Genomic DNA, 24,935 nt, shown 5'->3' on the forward strand with positions numbered 1-24,935 from the left:
CAGGTTTTTGACGATGAAACACGATTTTACGGATCAAGGCAGAGGGGCTGTTATCCTGCCCTTCACCGCCGGCCCTGCGAAAGCGGCGCAGTTTTCTACGCCAAACTTTCGCATGGGCGCGGGCCTGCGCCCTGCCGCGGGCGCAGGACTGGCGCAGGCCCAGCAGATGCTGGATTGCGCGGGGATGATGTTTGGCAATGATACGAAAACATCGCAAGCCGTCATCACCTCTGCCGCCTGCCCAAACCCCGCCCCAAACCCTGCCATGACCGCCCCGATCATTGCCCCACCGACCAGCGCGAGCCGCCCCGGCGGCCCTGCGCAGCGCATCACTCAGCGCGGCACAGCAGGCCCGCTGGACGCAGGGAATGGTCCCGCAACAGACCGCGATGCACTGTCGCGGCGCATCGTCAGTATTCACCTGACTGATTTCGCCATTGCACGCTGGCTGCGCTGGGCCGCCGCGCGCCATGATGCGCTCCCCGATGACCTGCCCGTCGTGCTCGCCGCCGAAGGCGCGCATGGCCCCGTCGTGACCGCCACCAACCGCGCCGCCACGCTGGCCGGGCTGCATATTGGCGCAAGGGTCGTCGATATGCGCGCCCTGTGCCCGCAGGTGCGCGTGGTGCGCGCCGACCCGGACGGCGACCGCGCGGCGCTGGACAAGCTGATGCTTTGGGCGCGGCGCTGGTGCCCGTGGACGGCGGTGGACGGCGCAGACGGGATCGTCATGGACACCACCGGCTCGGACCACCTCTGGGGTGGAGAGGCCGCCATGCTGCGCGAGATTGAGGGCACGCTTGGGGTGCTTGGCTTTAGCACGCGGCTGGCGATGGCGCCGACCCACGGCGCAGCTTGGGCGCTAGCGCGCTACGGCGCGGTGCGGGCGATTGCGACGCCGCAGACTTTGGACAGCCAGACCGCCCCGCTGCCCGCCCGCGCCCTGCGGCTGGACGGCGATACGGTGCTGCTACTGCAACGCTTAGGCCTGAAATCCATCGGCGATCTGGCCGCCGTCCCCCGCGCTAGCCTTGCCCGGCGCTTTGCCACGGCGGCGCTGACGCAGAACCCCTTGCTGCGGCTGGACCAGTTGCAGGGCCGCCAGCCCGAACCCGTGAACGCCCGGACCGAACCGCCCCGCTTTGCAGTGCAGGCACGCCTGCCCGAACCGGTGCAGGACCCCACGCCATATCTGGCAGAGCTTTGCGACGCTTTGTGCGAAACGCTGGCCAAAGCGGGACACGGCGCGCGCAAAGTCACCGTCACCGTCTATCGCACCGACGGCGAAGTCAGCCACGTCACCGCCGCCACCGCCCGCGCCAGCCGCGATCCGAACCACCTACGACGGCTGTTCGACGACCGCTTGGACCGGATCGACCCCGGCTTCGGGTTCGAACTGATCACGCTAGAGGCGGATACCACAGACCCGTTGCAAGCCGTACAAAGCGGCTTGGATGGCCGCACAGAGGATGGCGCGGCGCTGGCGCAACTGGTTGACCGGCTGTCCGCCAGACTTGGTCCCGGAATGGTCCGCACCCCCAGCGCGCGCGCAAGCCACATTCCCGAACGCAGCCTGACATGGATGCTGGCGCTCGCGCAGGCCCCCGGCGCGCGCCGCAAACTCGGCCATATAAGCCGCCCCTTACGGCTGCTGGATACACCAGAGGAAATCCATGTCCTCTACGCCATTCCCGAAGGCCCGCCGGTGCAGTTTCGCTGGCGGCGGGTGTCGCACCGGATTGCGCATTTCCACGGGCCAGAGCGGATCGCGCCTGAATGGTGGACCGACCGCGCCAGCGCGCGGCTCCGCGACTACTACCGTATTGAAGATGATACCCGCCGCAGGCTTTGGATTTACCGCGACGGCATCTACGGCGAGATTTACCATCTGCCGCCCCAGTGGTTCATGCACGGTGTTTTTGGGTAATCCACCCGGGGCATTTGCAGCAAGGGGGGCCTCTGTTGCAAGGGGGGCCAGCCCCCCAGGGCCAAAGGCCCTTCCCCCCGAGGTATTTTCGACCAGAAGAAGCAAGGGTTTCTTAACTAACTTGTTGCACTCTAATTCTGCGGTACAGGCGGAGGCGCCGATGATCGCACCAGGAGAAGGCGTTCCGTGGACTCGCAAAGTCGCGGAACGCTGGACCCCTTTCAGGCGCTTGGGGCTTCTTCTGGTTCCAAATACCTCGGGGGGGCCGCCTTTGGCGGCGGGGGCAGCGCCCCCTTGCGACCCCGCAGAGGGGGATGCCCCCGATGCCTGAGAATGACAATCACCACCCCCAGCATACTGTGCCAGAGGACGGTGTTTATACAAGAAACCCCAAGAGCCCTTATGTGGAACTTGGACTGTTTACCTGTTTCTCTTTCCTGCGCGGGGCCTCTGACGCCGCGGATCTGGCGCTGGAGGCATGGTCACTGGGCTATCATGCGCTTGGCGTTGCGGATCTGAACTCTCTTGCCGGTGTCGTGCGCATCCATGCGGAGGCTAAAAAAACCGGCTTGCGCCCTGTGATCGGCGCGCGCATCGCGTTGATCAGCGGCGAGGTGTTTTTGGCCTACCCGCGCAACCGCACGGCTTATGGGCGGCTGAGCCAGCTGATCTCAAAGGGGCGGATGCAGGATCCGGATGGGGTATGGCAGGCCAAGGGCGTGTGCGATCTGACGCTGCGCGATCTGGCGGAACATGCGGATGGTATCCAGTTGATTGCTGTGCCGCCGCGCGATCTGCGGGGATATGCTCAGTGGCTGGCCCGGTTGGCTAAAGCCTTGCCGACGCTCAAATATCTTGCCGCAAGCTTTTTGTATCACGGCAATGACCGGGCACGGATCACCCAATTGGACCGGATGGCGGGGCAAAACGGGCTGCGTCTGCTGGCGACGAATGATGTGCTGTATCACACCCCTGCGCGGCGCCCGTTGCAGGATGTGATGACCTGTATCCGCCACAAAACCACTCTCGCGCAGGCGGGCCACTTGCTAGAGGCAAACGGCGAGCGGCATCTGAAATCCCCGGCAGAAATGCAGCGTCTGTTTGCCGAATGGCCCCATGCCATCGCCGCGACCCGCGCCGTGGCGGATGCCTGTTTGTTTAACCTAGAGGAACTGGCTTACGAATACCCCTCGGAGGTCATTCCGCAGGATACCACCCCGCAGGCGCATCTGGAAAAGCTGACTTGGGAGGGGGCTGCGGTGAGGTATCCGCAGGGCGTATCGGATGTCACGCAGGCGACGCTGAACAAGGAGTTGGCGATGATCCAGAAGCTGGATATCGCCCAATATTTCTTGACGATTCACGACATCGTAATCTTTGCGCGCTCTAAGGGTATCCTGTGCCAAGGGCGCGGGTCGGCGGCGAATTCGGCCGTTTGCTATGTGCTGGGGATTACGGCCGTGGACCCGGCGCAGCATGCGCTGCTTTTTGAACGATTTATTAGCGAGGAACGTAAAGAGCCGCCCGATATCGACGTTGATTTCGAGCATGAGCGGCGCGAGGAGGTGATCCAACATATCTATGAAAAGTACGGCCGCCACCGCGCAGGCCTATGTGCGACGGTGATCCATTACCGCCCCCGCTCTGCCATCAGAGAGGTGGGCAAGGTTATGGGGCTGTCAGAGGACGTGACCTCTGCCCTGGCCAAAACGGTCTGGGGCAGTTGGGGTACGGATATTGGGGAAAGTCATGCCAGCGAGGCGGGCGTCGATCTGTCCGATCCCTTGCTGCGGCGCACATTGATTGTAGCACGGCAGATGATCGGGATGCCGCGGCATCTGGGGCAGCATGTGGGCGGCTTTATCCTGACGCAGCGGGCGCTGACGGACACGGTGCCGATTGGCAATGGCGCGATGCCGGATCGCACGTTTATTGAATGGGACAAGGACGATATCGACACCTTGGGCATCCTCAAGGTCGACATTCTAGCGCTGGGGATGCTGACCTGCATCCGCAAATGCTTTGACCTGATCCGGGCGCATTACGGCCATGACTGGACGCTGGCGAGCGTGCCGCAAGAGGACCCGCGTGTTTACCATATGCTGTGCAAGGGCGACAGCATCGGGGTGTTTCAGGTGGAATCGCGCGCGCAGATCAACATGCTGCCCCGCCTGCGGCCGCGCACCTTTTACGATCTGGTCATTCAGGTTGCCATCGTGCGGCCCGGCCCGATTCAGGGTGACATGGTCCACCCCTATCTGCGGCGCAGGTCGGGAGCAGAGCCTGTCAGCTATCCCAGTCCCGGCGCGCCGCATGATCCGGCAGAGCTGAAGAATATCCTTGGGCGCACGTTGGGGGTGCCGATTTTTCAGGAACAGGCGATGAAGGTCGCCATCGACGCAGCAGAGTTTTCGCCCGCCGAGGCGAACGAGTTACGCAAGGCGATGGCGACGTTTCGGTCCCGCGGCATGATCGAGACGTTGCAGGACAAGATGGTCGGGCGCATGACCCGGCGCGGTTATGATGCGGAATTCGCGGCGCGGTGCTTCAATCAGATCAAGGGCTTTGGCGAATACGGCTTTCCTGAAAGCCACGCCGCCAGCTTTGCGCAATTGGTTTACGTGTCCAGCTGGCTCAAATGCCATTACCCGGCGGCGTTTTGTGCGGCGCTGCTCAATTCACAGCCGATGGGGTTTTATGCCCCTGCACAAATCGTGCGGGATGCGCAGAACCATGATGTGACGGTGCAACCGGTGGATGTGAATTTTTCCGATTGGGACAACACGTTAGAGCCCTATCGCGGACGGTTTGCGGTGCGTTTGGGGATGCGCCAGATTGGCGGGCTGCGGGCGGATGCGGCGGCGCGGATCATGGCGGCGCGCGATGCGCCTTATGAGGACGTTCAATCGCTAAAAACCCGCGCCCGCCTGACCGCGCCCATCGTGCGCAGGTTGGCAGAGGCGGACGCGGTGCGGTCCATGTGGATCGACCGCCGCCAAGCCCTGTGGGAGGCGAAGGGCCTGCGCGATGCCCCCGATCTGCCGCTGTTCAAGGACCAGTCGGACGAAGGGCGCGAGGTCACCGTGCCCCTGCCCGTCATGCCCGTGTGCGAACAGGTTGTGGCGGATTATCAGACGCTGCGCCTGTCGCTCAAGGCGCATCCCATGTCATTCCTGCGCAAGTCCCTGACGCGGCAAGGCTATTCCAGCACCAAGGATTTGCAGGGCTTCAACAAAGGGCGAAAGTTAAAGCTGGCGGGACTTGTCCTGATCCGGCAGCGCCCCGGTAGTGCCAAGGGCGTGTGCTTTATTACGGTCGAGGATGAATTTGGCGTCGCGAACCTTGTCGTCTGGCCAAAGGTGATGGAACAGTTTCGCAAGGCCGTGATGCAGTCGCGGTTGCTGGTGGTCGAAGGTTACGTGCAGCGCGATATCGAAATTATTCACGTTGTTGCCCAAAGCCTGACCGACCGGTCCGATGCGTTGCTGCGCCTGTCGCCCGATGCAATGCAGGCGCAAACCGCCCGCGCCGATCACGTCAAAAGCCCGCTGCCGTCGTCCGGCAGCCGGGGGCATCCCCGCGATGCGCGGATCATTCCCAAAAGCCGCGACTTTCATTAGGCCTTAGTCATGCGTGAAAAACATACCAGCCATGCAACCCTTGCGGGTTGCCCGATACCCCCGCGAGGACAGATACCAAGGGCGACCTTGAAAATCGGACCCATCCCATGAGCTTTATCCTCAGCGCCGAGGCGCGCCGTGATCCGGCGGCGCTGCCGTATTATGAATTCGTCGCGATGATTGCGCTGCTGATGGCCCTAAATGCCGCCGCGATCGACGTTTATATTCCGGCCTTGCAGGACATCGGCTCTGCCCTTGGGGTCGTGGATGAAAACAAACGGCAGTTTGTGATCACGGCCTATATCATCGGGTTTGGCGGTGCGCAGATCATCTATGGCCCGCTGTCGGACCGTTTTGGTCGTCGGTCCGTGCTGTTTGCCGGGCTTAGCATCTATTTGCTGGGCGCTATCGCCGCAATCTTTGTCCCCACGTTCGAGGCATTGTTGTTCACCCGCTTGGTGCAGGGCATCGGGGCCGCCGCGACCCGCGTCATCGCCACATCCGTGGTGCGTGACCGCTATCACGGCCCGCAGATGGCTAGCGTTATGTCATTGGTGATGATGGTCTTTATGGTCATGCCAGTGTTCGCGCCCAACATCGGATCGGCTGTGCTGGTCTTTGGCACGTGGCGTGAATTGTCGGCCTTTATGTTCCTGTTCGGATTGGCTGCGCTGATCTGGGCTTGGGCGCGTCTGCCTGAAACGCTGGACCCGGCCAACCGCCGCCCCCTGCGGATCAAGCCCGTGGCCGAGGCGTTTCGCATCGTCCTGACCAACCGCATCGCCTTCTGCTACACTCTTGCGATGGCGTCATTTTTCGGCGCTTTGTTTGCCTTTATCAGCCAAGCAGAGCAGGTCTATACCGGCATTTATAACATCGGCCCGCACTTCACGATCTACTTTTCGATGGTCGCGGTGTTCATGGCGGCGTCGTCCTTTGCAAACTCGCGGCTGGTGTCACGCTTTGGCATCAAAAAGCTGTCCCACGGCGCGCTGCTGGGCTTTATTGCCGTGGCCGGGCTGCATCTGGGGCTGGCGATGGCCTATGGCGGCGCGACCCCTTTCCCGCTGTTCCTGACGCTGTTCGTCATCATGATGTGCTTTTTCGGCTTCGTGCCGACGAACTTTAACGCCATGGCGATGGAGCCGCTGGGCCGGGTCGCGGGCGTCGCGTCATCGGTGCTGGGTTCGGCGCAGACCTTGGGCGGCGGCTTGCTGGGCGGGTTCATCGGCTATTTGTACAACGGCACGTTAATCCCGCTGCTGTCGGGCTTTTTGGGGCTGGCCTGCCTGTCGCTGATCTGCGTGCTGGTGGCCGAAAAAGGTCGCCTGTTCGGTGCCGCGCCGCGCGCCGTGATTACAAAACCCTAATCACCCGCAATGCGCAGGCCAGCATCGGCCTGCGCGGACCGTTACACTGCAATCAGGCGAAACACCGGCGCGCTTTGCGCGTGCACCGCGTCGCGCACCTGCGCCGCCGTCAGCGTATCGCTGCGGATATAGGCCAAGAAGTTCATGTTCACATTGTTGAACAGCAAGGCCCCAATCGGGCCTGCGTCAACCTCTGGCCGGATATGCCCTGCGGCCTGCATCTGTCTGATAAAGCTGCAAACCTGATCCGACAGGCGGTCATCTAGGGCCACATACTTACGGCAAAACTCTGACTGCGGGTCCAGCATGGTTTGCGACACGGCGATGCGCCACATCTGCCGCGACGTGCTGGTAAAGGAATAGGTCCAATACACTTGGCTCAGCGCGTCAAAACCGCTGGCGGCATCCGCATGCGGCTGCGCGATGCAGCGGTCGGCCTGCGCGATGACCTTTTCCGTTTCCTCGGTCACGCTGGACAACAGAATGTCAGCCTTGGACCGGAAATAGTTGTAGAATGTCGCGACCGACAGCTCTGCTGCGGCGGCGACGTCTTCGATCCGCGTCTCTTCATAGCCGGTTTGTTGAAACATCCGGCAGGCCTCGGTGATGATCCGCTGGCTGGTTGCTTCTTTTTTACGCGCCCGAAGTCCGCTCATAACGTGCCGTTCTATTTTTCTGTAGTGACTACAATTATTGATTGACTTCAAGTTAAGGCCAACACAACCATGATTGCAACAACAAGCGACACCCATGGGAGAGTGAAGATGAAAAAGACTGCCACAACCGCAATGGCCGCTTCTGGTGCGATGCTACTTTTAGCCAGCGCCGCGCAGGCCGAGGGCGAAATCAACGCGCTGGTCTGGTGCGATCACACCGACCCTGCCCTGCTGGAACCGTTCGAGCAGGCCCACGACGTGAAGGTCAACGTCAAGGAATATGAGGGCACGGCCGCGGGACTTGCGATCCTTGACCAGTCCCGCCCCGGCGATTGGGACGTCATGGTCATCGACACCGTCGATGTGGGCCGCGCCGTGGATCAGGGCCTGCTGGCCGCCCTGCCGGACGACATGGGCACGGGCGATTTCTTTCCAGAGCTGGTGATGGCCGACAGCAATGGCCGCGATGGCACCACCTATGCGGTGACGGAAAAGTTCGGTTACAACACCATCGCCTATGACAAAACCAAGGTCGATCCCGCCGATATGGACGACCTGAGCATCCTGTGGTCGGACAAATATGCAGGCCGCATCGCGGTTTATGACTACTACCTGCCCGTGCTGGGCCTGATCGGTCTGGAACAGGGCACCGCCACCGCCGACCTGACCGCAGACAGTGTCGAGGCGCTGCGCGACCGCGCCTATGCGCTAAAGGCCAACGCGCGCCAAGTCAGCGACGTGGTCGCCAGCCAGACCGCCCTTGCCACCGGCGAAGTCGACATCCTGATCGGCGGCGGCGAATGGGTAACAGCGGTGCTGAGCGCCGAAAACCCCGCGCTGGACTGGACCGTGCCAAGCCAAGGCGCGCTGCGCTGGTCCCAGTCGATCGCGGTGCTAGAGGATTCCGAAAACAAGGACATGGCGACCGAATTCGTCAAATATATCGTCAGCCCCGAAGGTCAGGCGCGCTTGGCGACGTCCTCGTGCTATTGGGGGATGCCTGCGAACCGCGCGGCTGGCGACGTGCTGACGGATGATCAAAAGGCCGCTTTGCGCTGGGACGATCAGGACGCCTATCTGGCGAATTCGCAGCTGTATCCGGTGCCGGATGCGGACCTGGATCTGGCGATGCAGGACCTGTGGACGGACATGTTGCAGCAGTAACCGCCCCAGCCCATTGACCCCAGCCCATCGACCCCGGCCCATTGGCCCCGGCGCACTTCGCCGGGGTCACCCCTGACAGGACCAATTCCATGAGCCGTATTGAGCGCGCCGAGCAGCGCACTGCCCTGACATTTGTCGCCCCGGCCTTGCTGTGGACGCTGGCGTTTTTCCTTGTGCCCTTTGCCGCGATGGTCCTGCTCAGCCTCGCGCATCTGGAAGGCCGAGAGGTCGTGCAGGCCTATGACCTTGGCAACTACGTCAAGATTTTCACCGACCCGTCGCTGCTCAAGGGGATCTTCGTCTCGCTTGAAATCACCATGACCGTCACAGTGATTTCCGTGCTGCTGGCTTGGCCGCTGGCATGGATCATCGCAACGCAAGTGCCGCCCAAGTATCAGCGGTTGGCGATCATGCTGGCGGTGCTGCCGTTCTGGACGTCCTACGTTGTGCGGTCTTACGCTTGGGCGCTGGTGCTGGGGCAGAATGGTGTGCTGATGCAGGGGATGATCGGGATCGGGCTGCTGGATGCGCCCATTCAGATCATGGCGACACGCACCGCGACAATCATCGGTTTCGTGCATTTCTTTGTCATGCTGCTGACGCTGACGATCTACGCCAACCTGATCCAGCTGTCGCCAAACTATGCCCGCGCCGCCGCCGATCTGGGGGCCAGCGGTTGGCAGACCCTGCGGCTGGTGATCCTGCCGCTGACCCTGCCCGGCATCATGACCGGCGCGTTCCTGACCTTTGTTTTGTGCATCGGCGATTACATCACGCCGCAGATTTTGGGCGGCAATAACGAGCTTTCCATGCCCCAACTGATCATGCTGCAACTTGGGCGCAGGGGGGATTTCCCCATGGCCTCTGCCCTGTCCGTCGTGTTGATGGCGCTGGTCACGCTGGCCTATGCCGCCACCGCCCGCTGGCTGAAAATGGACCGGGTCTGATGCGCGCGCTGTCATACGCTTATCTTGTGGCGATCTTTGCCTTTATCTTTTTGCCCGTCGTCGTGCTGGTGCTGTTTTCCTTCCAAGCGGGCCGCCTGCCCGTGCCGCCCTTTGATGGCCCATCGCTCAAATGGTATGCAGAGGTGCTGGCCGACCGCGGCTTGATGGAGGCGCTGCGCAATTCGCTGTTTGTGGCGCTGATCTCCTCGACCATCGCGTTGACGCTGGGGTTCCTTGCCGCGCAGGGCCTCGCCCGCGTGCACCTGCCCGGATCAGTCATCATGCGCGGCCTGCTGATCGCGCCGATGACCGTCAGCTATCTGATCATCGCACTGGGATTGCTCAGCATGTTCAACGTGATCGGCGTGCGCCCGTCGCTTTGGGCCACGGGGGTCGGCCATGTCGTCATCAACCTGCCCCTGTGCTTTGCGATCCTGTTCGCGGCGATGGGCGATCATCAGAAAAACGCCGAACGCGCCGCCCGCGATCTGGGGGCGAGCGAATTGCAGGTCGTCGCCCTTGTCACCGCGCCGATGCTGAAACCCGCCTTGCTGGCCGCATTTTTCCTATCCGTCACCTTTAGCTGGGACGAGTTCATCATCGCGTTCCTGCTGACGCGCTTTGACGTGACCCTGCCGGTCGAGATTTGGTCGATGCTGCGATCCGGCCTGTCACCAGCGACGAATGCCATTGGGTCACTGGTGTTCCTTGTGTCCATCGCGATCCTGATCATCCTTGAATTGACCGTTTTCAGAAAGCCAAAGTCATGACCGCAGACGTCGCATTGCAGTCCATCAGCCAGTCGTTTGGCACCTTTCAGGCGCTGGACAATATCGATCTGTCCTTTGGCGCGGGCGAATTTGTTGTGCTGCTGGGGCCGTCCGGTTGCGGCAAGTCCACGCTGCTGTTCATCCTTGGCGGCTTTTTGTCGCCCACCAGCGGCACGGTGAAAATCGGCGGCCGCGATATGGATGGCGTGGCCCCGAAAAACCGCCCCACAACGACGATGTTTCAGGACTACGCCCTGTTTCCGCACATGTCCTTGCGCGACAACGTCGGCTTTGGCCTGCGGATGAAGGGGATGGGCCGCGCCGCCCGCAATGCCAAGGCAGAGGACATGCTGGACCTTGTGGGCCTGCGCGACAAGGCAGGCCGCAAACCGCACGAGCTGTCAGGCGGCCAGCGCCAGCGCGTCGCCCTTGCCCGCGCCTTGGCCGTCGATCCCGATGTGCTGCTGCTGGACGAACCCCTTGGCGCGCTAGACCTGAAGCTGCGCCGCCAGATGCAAGACGAGCTCAAAGCGATCCAGCGCAAGGTCGGCACCACCTTTGTCCACGTCACCCACGACCAAGAAGAGGCGATGGCCATCGCCGACCGCATCGTCGTGATGAACCAAGGCCGAGTTGAAGACTTCGGCGCGCCAGAGGAAATTTACCTGCGGCCGAAGACGTTGTTCACGGCTAACTTTATGGGGGATATCAATCTGTTGCCGGGCGATCTTCATCCCGCCAAGCCGGGCATAGCGCATGGTGTGCGGCCAGAGAATGTCGGCCTGAAAGGCGACGTCGCCCTTGGCCCCGCGACATTGGACAGCACGGCGTTTTTCGGCACCTACCACCGCTGTCATTTCCGCAGCACGGACGCCGCCGCCACGCCTTATGTGGCCCACCTGCCGCTGGGCGATCTGCCCGCGCCGGGGGCCACGGTGCCGCTGTTCGCGTCCCATGTCGTCGCGTTGCAGGCCGCACCATGACTGCGGCCATTAAGCGGGCTAAACCACAGGACTGGTACCGCACGCGCACCTTATCCGACGGTGTGACCCATATCGACGAGCCGCATATCAAAGAGTTTTATCGCTGCAACGTCTGGCATGTACGTGGCCGCGACCGAGACATGCTGGTCGATAGCGGCATGGGCGTGCTGAGCCTGCGCGACTGGGTGCCGCTGGTCACCGAGCGCCCGCTAGATGCCGTCGCCAGTCACACCCATTTCGACCATATCGGTACGCACCACGAATTTCCCTGCCGTCTGTGCCATGCGGCAGAGGCGGATATTCTGGCCAATCCCACGCGCGAAAACACCTTTGCCGCCGACTACGTGACCGACGACATCTTTACCGCGCTGCCGCCGCAGCCCTATCAATCCGCGACCTATACCGTGAAATCCGCCCCCGCGACGCGGATCTTGCAAGATCGCGACATCATCGACCTTGGGGATCGCCATTTCGAGGTGATCCACACCCCCGGCCACAGCCCCGGCGGGATTGCCTTGTTCGAGGCCGCGACAGGCATGCTGATCTCGGGCGATATCGTCTATGACGGGCCGCTGATCGAAAGCGATGATCCTGCCGAGATGCAGCAATATGTCACCAGCATGAAGCGTCTGCTGGACCTGCCCGTGCAAACCGTCCACGGCGGCCATTTTCCGTCCTATGACGGCGCACGCCACCGCGACATCATCACGAACTGGCTGCGCGCCAAAGGCGCCTGACCCCACCTAAAACCGGAGCATACCATGACCCAGAACAACCAGCCGCTTGGCGGCAACACCATGCCCCGCTTTGGCGGGCCTGCCACGATGATGCGCCTGCCAAGCCAAGACACCGCCGCAGGGCTGGACGTCTGCTTTGTCGGGGTGCCGATGGATATTGGCACGTCGAACCGCCCCGGCACACGGCTTGGGCCGCGGCAAATCCGCGATGAAAGCCGGATGCTGCGCCCCTATAACATGGCGACGGGGGCCGCGCCGTTTGACAGCTTGCGGGTGGCCGATCTTGGCGATGTGCCGATCAATACCTTTGATCTGAAAAAATCCGTGCAGATCATCGAGGATCATTACCACGCGATCCTGAAACACGACGTCATCCCCCTGACCCTTGGCGGCGATCACACGCTGTCTTGGCCGATCCTAAAGGCGATCAAGGCGAAACACGGCCCCGTCGCGCTGATCCATATCGACGCCCACGCCGACACAAACGAGAATATGTTCGGAGAAGAGGTCGCCCACGGCTGCCCCTTTCGCCGCGCCCATGAAGACGGCTGCCTGATCAACGACAAGGTATTCCAGATCGGTTTGCGCGGCACCGGCTATGCCCCCGCTGATTTCGACTGGGGACGAGAGCGCGGCTGGAAGGTTATCCCAGCAGAGGCGTGCTGGCACAAATCCCTCTCGCCTTTGATGGACAAGATCCGTGCGATGATTGGCGACACGCCGGTCTATCTGACCTTTGATATCGACAGCCTTGATCCTGCCTATGCCCCCGGCACCGGCACGGCGGAAATCGGCGGGCTGACGATGGCGCAGGGCATGGAAATCGTGCGCGGCTGCGCGGGCCTGAACATCGTGGGTGCCGATCTGGTCGAGGTGTCGCCCCCCTACGATATGCCCGGGAACACCGCCGTTGCGGGCGCGGGGCTGCTGTTTGAAATGCTGTGCGCCCTGCCCGGCGTGCCGCGCGGCGGCGCTGCGCCAAGGTCCGATATTGCGTTTTAAGCGCGGTAGGGGCTGCTTTGCGGTTTCACTAAACCTATCTGATTAAGATCAATGTAAGCGCGGCACAGGCGTGCTAAGCTACAAGCATAAATTGCAAGATCACAGTCGCCTGCCCCGCGCTGAACAGTCCGTGGCAGGCGACATCAGAAAAGGAACAGCCCCTTGGCCAAGCTGGACGACCCTTATGCCACGCTCGGCGTGCCGCGCACCGCGACCCAGGACGAGATTCGCAAAGCCTACCGCAAGCTGGCGCGGCAACATCACCCTGACCTGAACCCCGGCGACGCGGTGTCAGAGGCTGCGTTCAAAAAAGCCTCGGCCGCGAATGAATTGCTGTCCGACGCCGAAAAGCGCGGCAAGTTTGATCGTGGAGAGATCGACGCCAGCGGGCAGGAAAAGGCCACCGGCCCGTCCTATCGTGACTATGCGCAGCAAGGCGCTGGCCAGCGCTATAGCCGCGCGGGCGCGCAAAGCGGTGGCTGGAACCCCGAGGATTTGAACGATGTGTTCGGGTCTATGTTTGGCCAAGGCCAGCGGCGGCGCAACATGCCCCAGCGCGGCAGCGACGAAAATTACACCCTGACCTGCGACTTTCTGGACGCCATCAACGGTGCCACGCCCCGCCTGACCCTGCCCGATGGACGCTCGCTAAGCGTGAAAATCCCGGCGGGCACCAAGGATGGCCAAATCCTGCGCCTGCGCGGTCAGGGGGCAGAGGGGCTTGGCGGCGGCGCGGCGGGGGATGCGCTGATCACCGTGACGATCAAGCCGCACGCCTATTTTGAACGGCGCGGCAACGACATCCACGTGACCCTGCCCGTGACGATCACAGAGGCAGCGCTGGGCGGGCCGGTGCAGGTGCCGACGCCGCAAGGCCCGGTCAAGATGAAGATCCCCGCAGGCTCTGACAGCGGCACGGAGCTGCGCCTGCGCGGGCGCGGCGTGCCAGCGCATGGCAAACAAGACGCGGGCAATCTTTATGCGAAACTAAGCGTCGTGATCGGTGCGCCCGATGACGCGCTTAAGGCGTTTTTAGCGGAGTGGACGCCGAAAGACCCCGTCAATCCCCGCGCCGCTATGGAGGATAAAGCATGATTAGCATTGATGTTCTTGTCGCCGAAGTGTCCGGTCTGAACCGGCAGGATCTGGACCTGTGGATCGCGCAAAGCTGGGTGCGCCCCGATGATGACGCGGGCGATCTGGTGTTTCAGGACATCGACGTCGCGCGGATCAAGCTGATCCTAGAACTGCGCGGCACGATGGAGATCGACGATCATGCCATGCCGGTCGTGCTGTCCCTGCTGGACCAGCTTTACGACATGCGCCGGCAGGTGCAGGCCCTTGGCACCGCGATCACTGAAACCGCGCCAGATGATGTGCAGCGCGCGCTCGCACAGCGTTTGACGCAGCAGATGCGCGGCGTTTTACACTAGCGGCAAGGTTTGGTTGATCCAAGTCAACACGCCGCGCCGCAAACCGGATTATACTGGGGCATAACCTTGGAAAGGGGATCGTCATGTTCAACAAGATTTTGGTCGGTTTCGATGGCTCTGACCACGCCGAACGGGCGCTGCGGATCGCGGCTGACATCGCGGGCAAATACGGGTCCGAATTGCAAATCGTCCATGTGCCAGAGCTGCGCAATGACGCCGTCGCTGTCGGATCAGAGGTGATCTTTATTCCTATTGATGACAGCGAAATCAAGGCTTTGGCCGAACAGATGCTGGCAAAGGCCGTCGTGATCGCAGCAGACGCCGGACATGCGGACGTCAGCACCAAGGTGCTGCGCGGCGCTGCGGCAGAGGCGATTTTGCTGCATGCCAAGGACACGGGCACCGATCTGATCGTCGCTGGCCGCCGCGGCTTTGGCACCCTGCGCGGGCTGCTGGTGGGCAGCGTGTCGCAAAAGCTGACGACTCATGCTGAATGCCCTGTTTTGACGGTGCAATGACGCCTTGATACGCCTGACCCCTCGACCAGCTTGCCGGATTGCGGCGGGCACCGCAGCGTCATGACAACCGCCGCGCGCCTGACCGCGACGGACGATGGCCTGCGCGTTGCGGGGGCGCTGACGATTGACGCCGTGGCGGCGCTTGCCCCCGCTGCGGTGGCGGGCGCTGTGATCGACGTGACCGATATGACGCATATGGATACGGCGGGCGCGTGGTTTTTGATCGACTTGCAGGATCGCGCGGGCGGCGCGCAGATCGTTGGCGCAACGCCCGTGCAGACGCAGCTGATCGAAACCGTCCGCGCCAATCTGGCCCCGGCGGATGCCGCGCCGCCTGCCCCGGATGATCTGACCGCGCGGGTCAGCGATTTTGGCAAACGCGTCGCGACGGCGGGCCAGACCGCTAAGGAACTGCTGTCGTTTCTGGGCCAAGTTGTCGCCGCCATCGCGGGATTGCTATGGCGGCCGCGGCGGCTGCGCCTGACCTCGCTCGTGCATCAATGCCAGCAAGTCGGGCTGAACGCCGTGCCGATTGTCGCACTTATGGCGTTCCTGATCGGCGTGGTGCTGGCGTTCCAAGGCTCTGCCCAGTTGCGCCAGTTCGGGGCAGAGGTGTTCGTGGTCGATCTGATCTCGATCTCTGTCCTGCGCGAGCTGGGGATTTTGCTGACCGCGATCATCGTCGCGGGGCGGTCCGGATCCGCCTTTACCGCCGCCATCGGCTCGATGAAAATGCGAGAGGAAATCGACGCCCTGCGCACGCTTGGCCTCGATCCCATTGACGTTTTGGTCGTGCCCCGCGTGCTGGCGCTGATGCTGATGCTGCCCGCGCTGGGGTTCGTCGCTGACCTATCGGGCCTGATCGGCGGCGCGATGATGTCGTGGATCGATCTGGGTGTATCGCCTGCGGTATTTCAGGCGCGGCTGCTGTCGAACACGGACGTCTGGCACTTTGGCGTTGGCATGATCAAAGCGCCGTTCTTTGCGCTGATCATCGGCATCATCGGCTGCTACGAGGGGATGAGCGTTGGCGGCGATGCAGAATCGCTGGGGCGGCTGACTTCGACCTCTGTCGTGTTGTCGATCTTTATGGTGATCGTGATGGACGCGCTGTTTTCGATCTTTTTCGCGACGGTGGGGATCTGATGGTGACCGATTCCGATGACCACATCATCCGCGTGCGGGGCCTTGTGACGCGGTTCGGCGCGCATACCGTGCATGACGGCCTCGACCTTGATGTGCGCCGCGGCGAAATCATCGGCATCGTCGGCGGGTCGGGCACAGGCAAATCCGTGCTGCTGCGCGCGATTGTCGGGTTGTTGCAGCCGCAGGCAGGCAAGATCGAGGTGTTCGGCGAAAGCGTGCGCGATACCGGCGTCGACGCCTACCGCGACCTGCGCCGCCGCTGGGGTGTGATGTTTCAGGACGGCGCGCTGTTTTCGTCCCTGACCGTGCGGCAGAACGTCGAAGCGCCGATGCGCGAACAGCTTGATCTGCCCGATGCCCTGCGCGAAACCTTGGCGGGGATCAAAGTCCGCATGGTTGGTCTGCCAGAGGACGCGATGGACAAGTTCCCGTCAGAGCTGTCGGGCGGCATGCGTAAACGCGCCGGATTTGCACGCGCCATTGCGCTGGACCCGGCGATTGTGTTCTTGGACGAACCGACGGCAGGGCTGGACCCGGTCGGGGCTGCGGCCTTTGATACGCTGATTAAACAATTACAGGCGGCCCTTGGGCTGACGGTGTTCTTTGTGACCCATGACCTTGATAGTCTGAACGCGATCTGCGACCGGATCGCCGTGCTGGCGGACCGCAAGGTGCTGGCAGTGGGGACGATGGACGACATGATGAAAGTCGATCACCCTTGGGTGCGTGAATATTTCCACGGCCCCCGCGCCCGCGCCGCGCTCGCCTCTGCGGGAAAGACAAGCTGATGGAAACCCGTGCAAATTACCTGCTGATCGGCGCGTTTACGCTGCTGGCGATTGTCGGCTCGCTTGGGTTTTTGATCTGGCTGGCCGGGATGCAGCTGGACCGGCAATATGCGACCTATGGCATCTATTTCGACGATGTCTCGGGGCTTGGGGCCTCTGGCGATGTGCGGTTCAACGGGATCGCCGTGGGCTCTGTCATTGCGCTGGCCATTGATCCGACCGATCCGTCCCGTGTGCTGACAACGGTGGAAATCGACGCCGCCACCCCGATCCGCGCCAACACCGTGGCGCAGCTGCAATCGCAGGGCGTGACGGGCGTCAGTTATATTTCGCTCTCCGGCGGCACGCCTGATGCGGCAGCGCCCGATGTGGACGCCAGCGGTTTGCGGATTATCGCCTCGCGCCGGTCCACAATGCAGGCTTTGGTCGAAGACGCGCCCGATCTGGTGGCAGAGGCGACGCGCCTGCTGGAACAGTTCCGACAGATCACCGGGCCTGAAAATCAGGCGCATGTGGCGGCGATCCTTGGCAACCTCGACACCTCTTCTGCGCGGCTGGACGAGGCGCTGAACGACTTTTCCGACATCACCGGGACGGTCAGCGAAGGGGTTTCGCAAATCTCGGTCTTTACCAATCGGCTGGACGGGTTGGCGGCAGCGGTGACACATACTTTGGCGCAGGCGGACGAGACGCTTGCCAGCGTCACGCGCACCTTTGACAGCGCCGATACGGTGCTGACGGACGCAGGCCCCGCCGTCACATCAGCCACCGCCGCAATTGCCAGTGTCGAGGCGATGTTAGGCAATGACGTGCCCGCCATCCTAGCCGATATCGCAGGCACCGCCGCGCAGGCCCGCGCTGCGATTGCGGATTTGCAAGAACGGTCCGGCACGGCGCTGGACGGGCTGTCGGCCACGCCGGATCTGCTGAACGCCCGGCTGGCAGAGCTGGAACAATCGCTGCAAGCCGCCAATACCGCCTTTGCCGCTGTCACGACGGCGTCCGACAGCTTTAACACCCTTGTCGATGGCGATGGCGCCTTGATGGTGGCAGAGGCGCGGGACGTGCTGGCCGCGGCCCAGCGGTCCATGGCCACGATCGAGGTCATCGCCCAGAACGACGTCCCCGTCGTCGTCGCCGATATCCGCGCCGCCACCGCGACCGCCGCTGCCGCCGTGGACCGCATCGCCGCCGATCTGACAACGGCGACAGGCCGGATCGACCCGATCACGGCAGACGCGCAGGCGGCACTGGTCGCGGCGCGGGAATTGCTGACCCGCGCGAACGCCAGTCTGGACGGGCTGGATACCACGCTGCGCGGGGCGGATGGGGCCCTCGCCTCTGCGCAATCGGCGTTCACATCTGCCGATGGGCTGATGCAGACCGATCTAGAGCCCGCCTTGAACGATATCCGCACCGCCGCAGGCCAAATCAGCACGGCGGTGGATCAAGTCGCCAGCGACGCCCCCGCCATCACCGCTGATTTGCGCGCGCTGATCGCCCGCGCGGATACCGTCGTGGGCCAGGTGCAAAGCGCTGTGGCGGCCAGCGCGCCCGGCATCGGCAGCTTTGCCACCAATGGCCTGCCGGAACTGTCGCGTCTTGCCTCTGACGCGCGGGGGTTGGTGAATGCGCTTGATACCATGGTGCGCCGGGTGACCAATGACCCGGCCCGCTTTATCCTTGATGACCGCGTCCCCGAATACAGGAGGTGACAATGACCCATCTATCCCGCCGCATGGCCCTGCTGGGCGGAGCCGCTTTGCTGGGCGGATGCAGCGCCATTTCAGCGCTTGATGCGGCAGCCACCCCGCTGGACACCTATGACCTGCGCCCCGCGTCCGGCGCAGCGTCTGGCCGCAGCAGCGCAGCCACGCTGCTAGTCGCCCTGCCAGAGGCAGCAGCCCCCATCGGCACCGACCGGCTGATGATCCGCCCTGCCCCTGCATCGGTGACCTATCTGCCGGACGCACGGTGGAGCGATGATTTGCCCGTCGTGATGCAATCCGTTCTGGTGCGCAGCATTTCCGGCACGGGCCGCGTCGCCTATGCCGGGCGCACCGATGGCGGGCCTGTGGCAGATACGGTGCTGCTGGTGCGGATCGATATGTTCGAGGTCGAAGTCACAGCCCCGGACACATTCGTCGCGCATATCGATATCACACTCACCGCGATTGATGACCGCACGCAGGCTGTCAAAGCCTCGCGCAGGTTCGCCCAATCCGCAGCCGTGCCAAACAGCACCCCAACAGCCATTGTGTCAGGCTTTCAGCGGATCATCGACGTGATCGCGCCGCAGATGGCGGATTGGGCCGCCGGGCAGGCCTAAGGGGTTATTCGGGCACCCAAGCCATGATCTGCGCCATCTGCTGCGCGCCCGCCTGCCGTTTGACTTCTTTGCCGCCCTTAAAGGCGATCAGGGTCGGGATGCCGCGAATGCCATAGGTCGTGTTGGCCTTAGGCTGCATTTCGGTGTTCAGCTTGACCAGCCGCGCCTGATACGCCAGCGCGCCTGCCGCCTGCGCGAATTGCGGGGCCATCATCTTGCACGGCCCGCACCACGGGGCCCAAAAGTCTGCGACCAGCGGCAAATCATCGTTGCGCGCGGCCTTTTGCAAGGTGGCCAGATCGACCTCTGTCACTTTGCCATCCGCCAGCTTTGCGCCGCAGGTCGCGCATTTGGCCGCCGCCAAGCGGTCCGCAGGCACGCGGTTCACCTGTGCGCAGCTCAGGCATGTCAGTTTCAATCCGGCCATGATCGGGCTCCTATAAGTTAACTTATATTTAGGGTGCAATCTGCGCGGCGCAAGCTGTTGCCGCCTTTGGCTGGCGCAGCGCCGCGACACATCCTATCGTTGCCGCAGCGGCGCGGCCCCCCTTTTGTTTGCGCCTTGGAGCACCCTATGGCCTTTCGTTTTATCCACGCCTCTGACCTGCATCTTGGGATCAAGTTCGCCAATATCCCAGAGCCGTCCGACGGCACCATTCGCGGCCGCCTGCGCGAGGCGCGGCACGCGGTGATTGGCCGGATTGCGCAGGCCGCGCGGGATCACGGGGCCAGCGATATCGTGTTGGCGGGCGACACGTTCCACACGCCAACGCCGTCGCATGGGCTGGTGCGCCAAGCGCTTGCCGCGATGGGCGAGGATACGTCGGTACGCTGGTGGCTGCTGCCCGGCAATCACGACAACCTGCGCGAGGCAGAGCCGCTGTGGGACATGATCGCCGCCAGCGCCCCCGCCAATGTGCAAGGGGTCCGCACGGCAGACCCCATCGTGCTGGCACCGGATGCGGTGCTGCTGCCCTGCCCCGTTGTTTGGCGGTCTGCCGGCACGGACCCAACGGATGGCCTTGTGCAGATCGACACCGCCCCTGGCGTGCTGCGGATCGGGCTGGCGCATGGCGGTGTCACCGATTTCACCGACAGCGGTGCCAGCATCCCCCCGAACCGCGACGCCTCTGCGCGGCTGGATTATCTGGCGCTGGGCGACTGGCATGGCCGCGTGCAGGTCGGCCCCCGCGTGCATTATCCCGGCAGCCCCGAACAGGACCGCTTTAAACACGGCCAGCGCGGCCTTTGCCTTGCGGTCACGCTGGATGGCCTCGGCGCTGTGCCGCACGTCGCAGAGGTCCCGGTGGGTCAATTCCTGTGGCAAGAGCTGGCGCTGGAACTGACGCCGCGCAGCGATGCGGCAGCGGCGCTGGCGGCGTTGCTGCCCACGTCCGGGCGGCGCGATCTGATGATCCGCGTGCAGGCTAGTGGTTGGGCGGGTCTGCCCGATCAGGTCGCCTTGCGCCGCGCTGCTGACCAACTGGGGCCAGAGTTTGCGCATTTCGAACTGCAAACAGGCGGCCTTGGCACGCAATACGATGTGGCCGATCTGGACGAGATTGATCGCGGCGGGGCCCTGCGCCTTGCCGCCGATACGCTGCTGGCCGCAGCAGAGGACGCGAGCGCTGCCGGGTCCGATCGGGAGGTCGCGGCAGATGCCCTTGCCCGGCTTTATGCCATCGTGAAAGAGGAGCAGTCATGAAGCTGCGCGCCATTACCCTGAACAACGTGCGCCGCTTTACCGCGCCTGTGACCCTCGCGAATATCGGCGACGGGTTGAATGTATTAAGCGAGCCGAACGAGCACGGCAAATCCACGCTGTTCGACGCGATCCACGCGCTGTTCTTTAAGGCTTACGGGGCCAATGACAAAGAGATCAAAGCGCTCAAACCCCACGCGGGCGGCGCGCCAGAGGTCACGGTCGAGGTGGAAACACCCGATGGCCGCTTTGTCATCTTCAAGCGCTGGACGTCCAAGGCGCAGGCGACAGTGCACAAGGGCGGCACGCTGATCGCGCAGGCGGATGCGGCAGAGGACTGGATCGCCAAGCTGACCGGCACCAGCGCGGGCGGCCCGTCCGGGCTGGTCTGGGTGCGGCAGGGTTTGACCGGGCTGACGGATGGATCAAAGGGCGAACAGGCCGCCGCGCTAGAGGCACGCCGCGATCTGATGTCATCGGTGTCGGACGAGGTCGAAGCGATGACCGGCGGGCGGCGCATGGATGCGGCGCTGGCGCGGTGCAAGGCAGAGCTGGCGCAGCTGGCTACGGCGACGGGGCAGAAAAAAGCTGGCGGTGCATGGCGCACGGCGGCGGACCGCGTGGATGAATTGCGCAGCCAGCAGGCGGATTTGGCGGCCACCGCGCAGGCCCTGCACACGGCCCTGAATGATCGCCAACAAAAGCGCCGCGCCTTGGCAGAGGTTGCTGACCCCGCCGCCATGGCCGCGCGCAAGGACCGATTGGACGCGGCCACCGCCGCGCACCGCGTGGCAGAACGGCATGCCGAACAAGTCGAAGGTGCAGCGCGCAAAGTCACAGCGGCAAGGCTGGCCGTGACGGCGGCCCGCACCCGGCTGGATGCCCTGCGCAGCGCGCAGACCGAACGCGATGTGGCGGCGGACTGGGCGACGCAAACCAGCGCAGCCAAGGCAGAGGTCAGCGCGCAATTTGCGACCGCGCAAGCGGCGTCCGTCGCAGCGCAGGCCACGTTGGAGGCGGCAGAGGAAGCGCTTAAGACCGCGCAGGCGGATCAAGCGCGCCTTGATCGCCAGACGGCGGCGCGCGAAGGGGCCTTGCGCCGCACAGAGCTAACGACGCGTATTGCTGAGGCAGAGGCCGCGCGCGCGGTTATCGAAACCCATGCGGCAGCGGCGAAAACCGGTCCGGATATGGCGGCGGTGCAGCGGCTTGAACAGCTGTCGACTGCGCTGGCCACAGCGCTCGCGACGCGCGATGCGCTGGCGACGCAGGTCATCGTGACCTATGCAGCTGGCCGCAAGGACGGCGTGCAGCTGGATGGCGCGGCGCTGGATGACGGCGCGGCCTACCCCATTCCGCGCGGCGGGGTCCTGAACATCGCCGGACTGGGACAGGTCGAAATCCGTCCCGGCGCTGGCGCGCAGGACACGGACGCCGTGCAGCAGGCGCAGCGGGCGCTGACACAGGCGCTTGCGGCGCTTGATCTGCCAGATGTCGCCGCCGCCCGCGCCGCTGCTGACATCCGGGCGCAGGCTGTCACCGCGCAGGGCGAAGCGCGCGCGCGGCTAGAGGCGCTGGCCCCCGGCGGCATCGACAAACTGCGCGAGGCGCTGGCGCAAATTCCGGCGGCGGCAGCGGATGATGCTCCGCTTGATCCAGCGGCGACAGCGGCGCAGCTGGCAGCGGCTGAGAGTGGCGCAGCGGCGGCGCAATCCGCCAGCCGCACGGCGGCAGAGGCTTTTGCCAGCTTGCGGGCACATCTTGCGGGGGCAGAGGTCGCAGCGCAAGCGGCGCGGGATCGGCTGAACCGGGCGCAGGCCAGCATGGCCGCCTCTGGCGAGGATACCGCAGACACGCTGGCGCAGATCATGGCGGCGGCGATGGCAGAGCTAACCGCTGCAGAGGCTGTTCACGCGGCACAAAGCACCGATGCCCCCGATCTGGCGGGCGCCGAAGCCGCCCTTGCCCGCGCCACGTCAATCGAGGCCGCGGCCAGCGCAGAAATCGCCCTGCTGCGTCCGCAAATCGCAACGCTGGACGAACGCATCGCCATCGGCGCAGGCGACGCGGTCGAAGAGCGATTGGCGGAGTGCGAGCAGCAGCTGACCGCCGCAGAGCAGACCCTTGCCCGCTATGACCACGAGGTTGCCGTGCTGCAACGCCTTGCCGCGGCCCTGACCGAGGCCCGCGTCGCGGCGCGCGAGCGTTATTTCGCCCCCGTCGCGGCAGAGCTGAAGCCGCTGCTGCATCTGCTATGGCCGCAGGCGGAACTGACGTGGACGCAAGATACGTTGCTGCCAGAATCGCTGATCCGCGATGGACAGACAGAGCCGCTGGATATTCTGTCAGGCGGCACGCAGGAACAGATCGCCCTGCTGGTGCGACTGGCCTTTGCGCGGATGCTGGAACGCGGCGGGCAACATGCGCCGGTGCTGCTGGACGACGCGCTGGTGTACACCGACGACGACCGGATCGAGCGGATGTTCGATGCGCTGCACCGTCAGGCGGGGGATTTGCAGATTATCGTCTTTAGCTGCCGCCAGCGGGCGTTCCGCGATCTGGGCGGCCACCGGTTGCAGCTGCTGCCGGGTGCCGCCTGACGGATCAGGCGGCACGCCATCGCATTGGTTTAAAAGAACGCCTGCAGGCCCGTGATCGCACGGCCAAGGATCAGCGCGTGCACGTCGTGGGTGCCTTCATAGGTGTTCACGGTTTCCAAGTTGATCATGTGGCGCATGATCTGGAATTCGTCGGAAATGCCGTTGCCGCCGTGCATGTCGCGGCTGTGACGAGCGATATCCAGTGCCTTGCCGCAGTTGTTCCGCTTGATCAGGCTGATCATTTCGGGCGCGGCATGACCGGTGTCCATCAGGCGGCCCACCTGCAAGGCCGCTTGCAAGCCGAGGGTGATTTCGGTCTGCATATCCGCCAGTTTTTTCTGGTAAAGCTGCGTTTGCGCCAGCGGCTTGCCGAACTGCTTACGGTCCATCCCGTATTGGCGGGCGGCGTGAAAGCAGAACTCTGCCGCGCCCATGGTGCCCCAAGCGATGCCGTAGCGCGCGCGGTTCAAACAGCCGAACGGGCCTTTCAGGCCTTGCACACCGGGCAGCAGCGCGTCTTCGCCCACGGCCACGTCCTTCATCACGATCTCGCCTGTGGTCGAAGCGCGCAAGGACAGTTTGCCGCCGATTTTCGGCGCAGACAGCCCTTCCATGCCCTTTTCCAGCACGAAGCCGCGGATCTTGCCGTCATGCGCTTCGGACTTGGCCCACACGACGAAGACGTCAGCGAAAGGCGCGTTGGAAATCCACATCTTGGAGCCGTTCAGCACGTAGCCGTCAGCGGTTTTCTTGGCTGTGGTTTTCATGCCGCCCGGATCGGAACCCGCATCGGGTTCGGTCAGGCCGAAGCAGCCGATCAGATCGCCGCTGACGAGGCCCGGCAGGTATTTCTGCTTTTGCTCTTCGGACCCGTAGGCGTGGATCGGATACATCACCAAGGACGATTGCACCGACATCATCGACCGATAGCCCGAATCCACACGCTCGACTTCGCGCGCGATCAGCCCGTAGGTGACGTAGGACGCGCCAAGGCCGCCGTATTCTTCGGGGATGGTGCAGCCCAAAAGGCCCGCCTCGCCCATCAGCGGGAACAGGTCAGGCGCTGCGGCCTCTTCCCGGTAGGCCTGCGTCACGCGCGGCTGCAGAACGGTCTGGGCAAAGTCGCGGGCCGCGTCGCGCAGCATGCGTTCGTCTTCGGTCAGCTGGTTTTCCAGCAGCAGGGCGTCGTCCCATTTGAATGGCCCAAGGTCGGGGCCCATGCCGGGCATGTCGTGTGCCATAA

Annotated in this window: 21 protein-coding genes; 18 read left to right on the top strand and 3 right to left on the bottom strand. The window is 63.6% G+C overall.

What is annotated here, in order from left to right; all coding sequences use genetic code 11:
• The first annotated feature begins 13 nt into the window (after nucleotides 1-13).
• From BM131_RS12000 to BM131_RS12010, 3 genes are all read left to right on the top strand, one after another.
• Complete coding sequence (locus BM131_RS12000; protein ID WP_342713969.1) at nucleotides 14-1,927, top strand: Y-family DNA polymerase; 1,914 nt, start codon at nucleotides 14-16, stop codon at nucleotides 1,925-1,927.
• A 323-nt stretch (nucleotides 1,928-2,250) separates the two neighbouring features.
• A complete protein-coding gene (locus BM131_RS12005; protein ID WP_090189782.1) occupies nucleotides 2,251-5,547 on the top strand; it encodes an error-prone DNA polymerase in 3,297 nt (1,098 codons plus the stop codon).
• A gap of 107 nt (nucleotides 5,548-5,654) precedes the next feature.
• Nucleotides 5,655-6,917 (top strand): multidrug effflux MFS transporter, encoded by a 1,263-nt coding sequence (locus BM131_RS12010; protein WP_090189783.1) that lies wholly within the window; start codon nucleotides 5,655-5,657, stop codon nucleotides 6,915-6,917.
• A 41-nt stretch (nucleotides 6,918-6,958) separates the two neighbouring features.
• On the opposite strand, the gene BM131_RS12015 is transcribed toward BM131_RS12010, so the two are convergent.
• Nucleotides 6,959-7,573 (bottom strand): TetR/AcrR family transcriptional regulator, encoded by a 615-nt coding sequence (locus BM131_RS12015; RefSeq protein WP_175499309.1) that lies wholly within the window; start codon nucleotides 7,571-7,573, stop codon nucleotides 6,959-6,961.
• A 108-nt stretch (nucleotides 7,574-7,681) separates the two neighbouring features.
• On the opposite strand from BM131_RS12015, the gene BM131_RS12020 reads away from it, so the two are divergent.
• The 13 genes from BM131_RS12020 (at nucleotide 7,682) to BM131_RS12080 (ending at nucleotide 19,390) form a co-directional block, all read left to right on the top strand.
• Entirely contained in the window at nucleotides 7,682-8,737 is a 1,056-nt protein-coding gene (locus BM131_RS12020; protein WP_175499311.1) for an ABC transporter substrate-binding protein, read from the top strand.
• 89 nt (nucleotides 8,738-8,826) lie between these two features.
• Nucleotides 8,827-9,684 (top strand): ABC transporter permease, encoded by an 858-nt coding sequence (locus tag BM131_RS12025; protein ID WP_090189789.1) that lies wholly within the window; start codon nucleotides 8,827-8,829, stop codon nucleotides 9,682-9,684.
• Entirely contained in the window at nucleotides 9,684-10,454 is a 771-nt protein-coding gene (locus BM131_RS12030) for an ABC transporter permease (RefSeq protein WP_090189791.1), read from the top strand. The genes BM131_RS12025 and BM131_RS12030 overlap by 1 nt, the downstream gene beginning before the upstream one ends.
• Nucleotides 10,451-11,437, top strand: coding sequence for an ABC transporter ATP-binding protein (locus tag BM131_RS12035; RefSeq protein ID WP_090189793.1), 987 nt, complete (start codon nucleotides 10,451-10,453; stop codon nucleotides 11,435-11,437). Before BM131_RS12030 ends, BM131_RS12035 begins: the two co-directional genes overlap by 4 nt.
• On the top strand, nucleotides 11,434-12,174 hold the full coding sequence (locus BM131_RS12040; RefSeq protein WP_090189794.1) for an MBL fold metallo-hydrolase: 741 nt from the start codon (nucleotides 11,434-11,436) through the stop codon (nucleotides 12,172-12,174). The genes BM131_RS12035 and BM131_RS12040 overlap by 4 nt, the downstream gene beginning before the upstream one ends.
• A gap of 24 nt (nucleotides 12,175-12,198) precedes the next feature.
• Entirely contained in the window at nucleotides 12,199-13,176 is a 978-nt protein-coding gene (gene speB, locus BM131_RS12045) for an agmatinase (protein WP_090189796.1), read from the top strand.
• Nucleotides 13,177-13,338: 162 nt separating this feature from the next.
• Complete coding sequence (locus BM131_RS12050; RefSeq protein ID WP_245754227.1) at nucleotides 13,339-14,271, top strand: DnaJ C-terminal domain-containing protein; 933 nt, start codon at nucleotides 13,339-13,341, stop codon at nucleotides 14,269-14,271.
• Entirely contained in the window at nucleotides 14,268-14,609 is a 342-nt protein-coding gene (locus BM131_RS12055) for a chaperone modulator CbpM (RefSeq protein ID WP_090189798.1), read from the top strand. Before BM131_RS12050 ends, BM131_RS12055 begins: the two co-directional genes overlap by 4 nt.
• Before the next feature lie 83 nt (nucleotides 14,610-14,692).
• Nucleotides 14,693-15,127, top strand: coding sequence for a universal stress protein (locus tag BM131_RS12060; RefSeq protein ID WP_090189800.1), 435 nt, complete (start codon nucleotides 14,693-14,695; stop codon nucleotides 15,125-15,127).
• 60 nt (nucleotides 15,128-15,187) lie between these two features.
• Nucleotides 15,188-16,273, top strand: coding sequence for an MlaE family ABC transporter permease (locus tag BM131_RS12065; protein ID WP_090189802.1), 1,086 nt, complete (start codon nucleotides 15,188-15,190; stop codon nucleotides 16,271-16,273).
• Nucleotides 16,273-17,061, top strand: coding sequence for an ABC transporter ATP-binding protein (locus BM131_RS12070; protein WP_090189804.1), 789 nt, complete (start codon nucleotides 16,273-16,275; stop codon nucleotides 17,059-17,061). The genes BM131_RS12065 and BM131_RS12070 overlap by 1 nt, the downstream gene beginning before the upstream one ends.
• A complete protein-coding gene (locus BM131_RS12075) occupies nucleotides 17,061-18,776 on the top strand; it encodes an MlaD family protein (RefSeq protein ID WP_090189806.1) in 1,716 nt (571 codons plus the stop codon). The genes BM131_RS12070 and BM131_RS12075 overlap by 1 nt, the downstream gene beginning before the upstream one ends.
• A 2-nt stretch (nucleotides 18,777-18,778) precedes the next feature.
• The gene (locus tag BM131_RS12080; protein WP_245754228.1) at nucleotides 18,779-19,390 is read left to right on the top strand and encodes an ABC-type transport auxiliary lipoprotein family protein; all 612 of its coding nucleotides are present in this window, start codon (nucleotides 18,779-18,781) and stop codon (nucleotides 19,388-19,390) included.
• A gap of 4 nt (nucleotides 19,391-19,394) precedes the next feature.
• Here BM131_RS12080 and trxC read toward each other — a convergent pair whose 3' ends face one another.
• Nucleotides 19,395-19,817, bottom strand: a complete 423-nt coding sequence (gene trxC, locus BM131_RS12085; RefSeq protein WP_090189809.1) for a thioredoxin TrxC — start codon at nucleotides 19,815-19,817, stop codon at nucleotides 19,395-19,397.
• A gap of 147 nt (nucleotides 19,818-19,964) precedes the next feature.
• Between trxC and BM131_RS12090 the strand changes: the two genes are divergently transcribed.
• Both BM131_RS12090 and BM131_RS12095 read left to right on the top strand, forming a co-directional pair.
• Nucleotides 19,965-21,095, top strand: a complete 1,131-nt coding sequence (locus tag BM131_RS12090; protein ID WP_090189811.1) for a metallophosphoesterase family protein — start codon at nucleotides 19,965-19,967, stop codon at nucleotides 21,093-21,095.
• Nucleotides 21,092-23,692: an AAA family ATPase gene (locus BM131_RS12095; protein WP_090189812.1), complete on the top strand. Its 2,601-nt coding sequence runs from the start codon at nucleotides 21,092-21,094 to the stop codon at nucleotides 23,690-23,692. The genes BM131_RS12090 and BM131_RS12095 overlap by 4 nt, the downstream gene beginning before the upstream one ends.
• 29 nt (nucleotides 23,693-23,721) lie before the next feature.
• On the opposite strand, the gene BM131_RS12100 is transcribed toward BM131_RS12095, so the two are convergent.
• On the bottom strand, nucleotides 23,722-24,933 hold the full coding sequence (locus BM131_RS12100; protein WP_090189814.1) for an acyl-CoA dehydrogenase: 1,212 nt from the start codon (nucleotides 24,931-24,933) through the stop codon (nucleotides 23,722-23,724).
• Nucleotides 24,934-24,935: the final 2 nt, after the last annotated feature.

Origin of the sequence: Loktanella salsilacus, from assembly GCF_900114485.1 — a bacterium.
In the GTDB taxonomy this organism is placed as follows: Bacteria; Pseudomonadota; Alphaproteobacteria; order Rhodobacterales; family Rhodobacteraceae; genus Loktanella; species Loktanella salsilacus.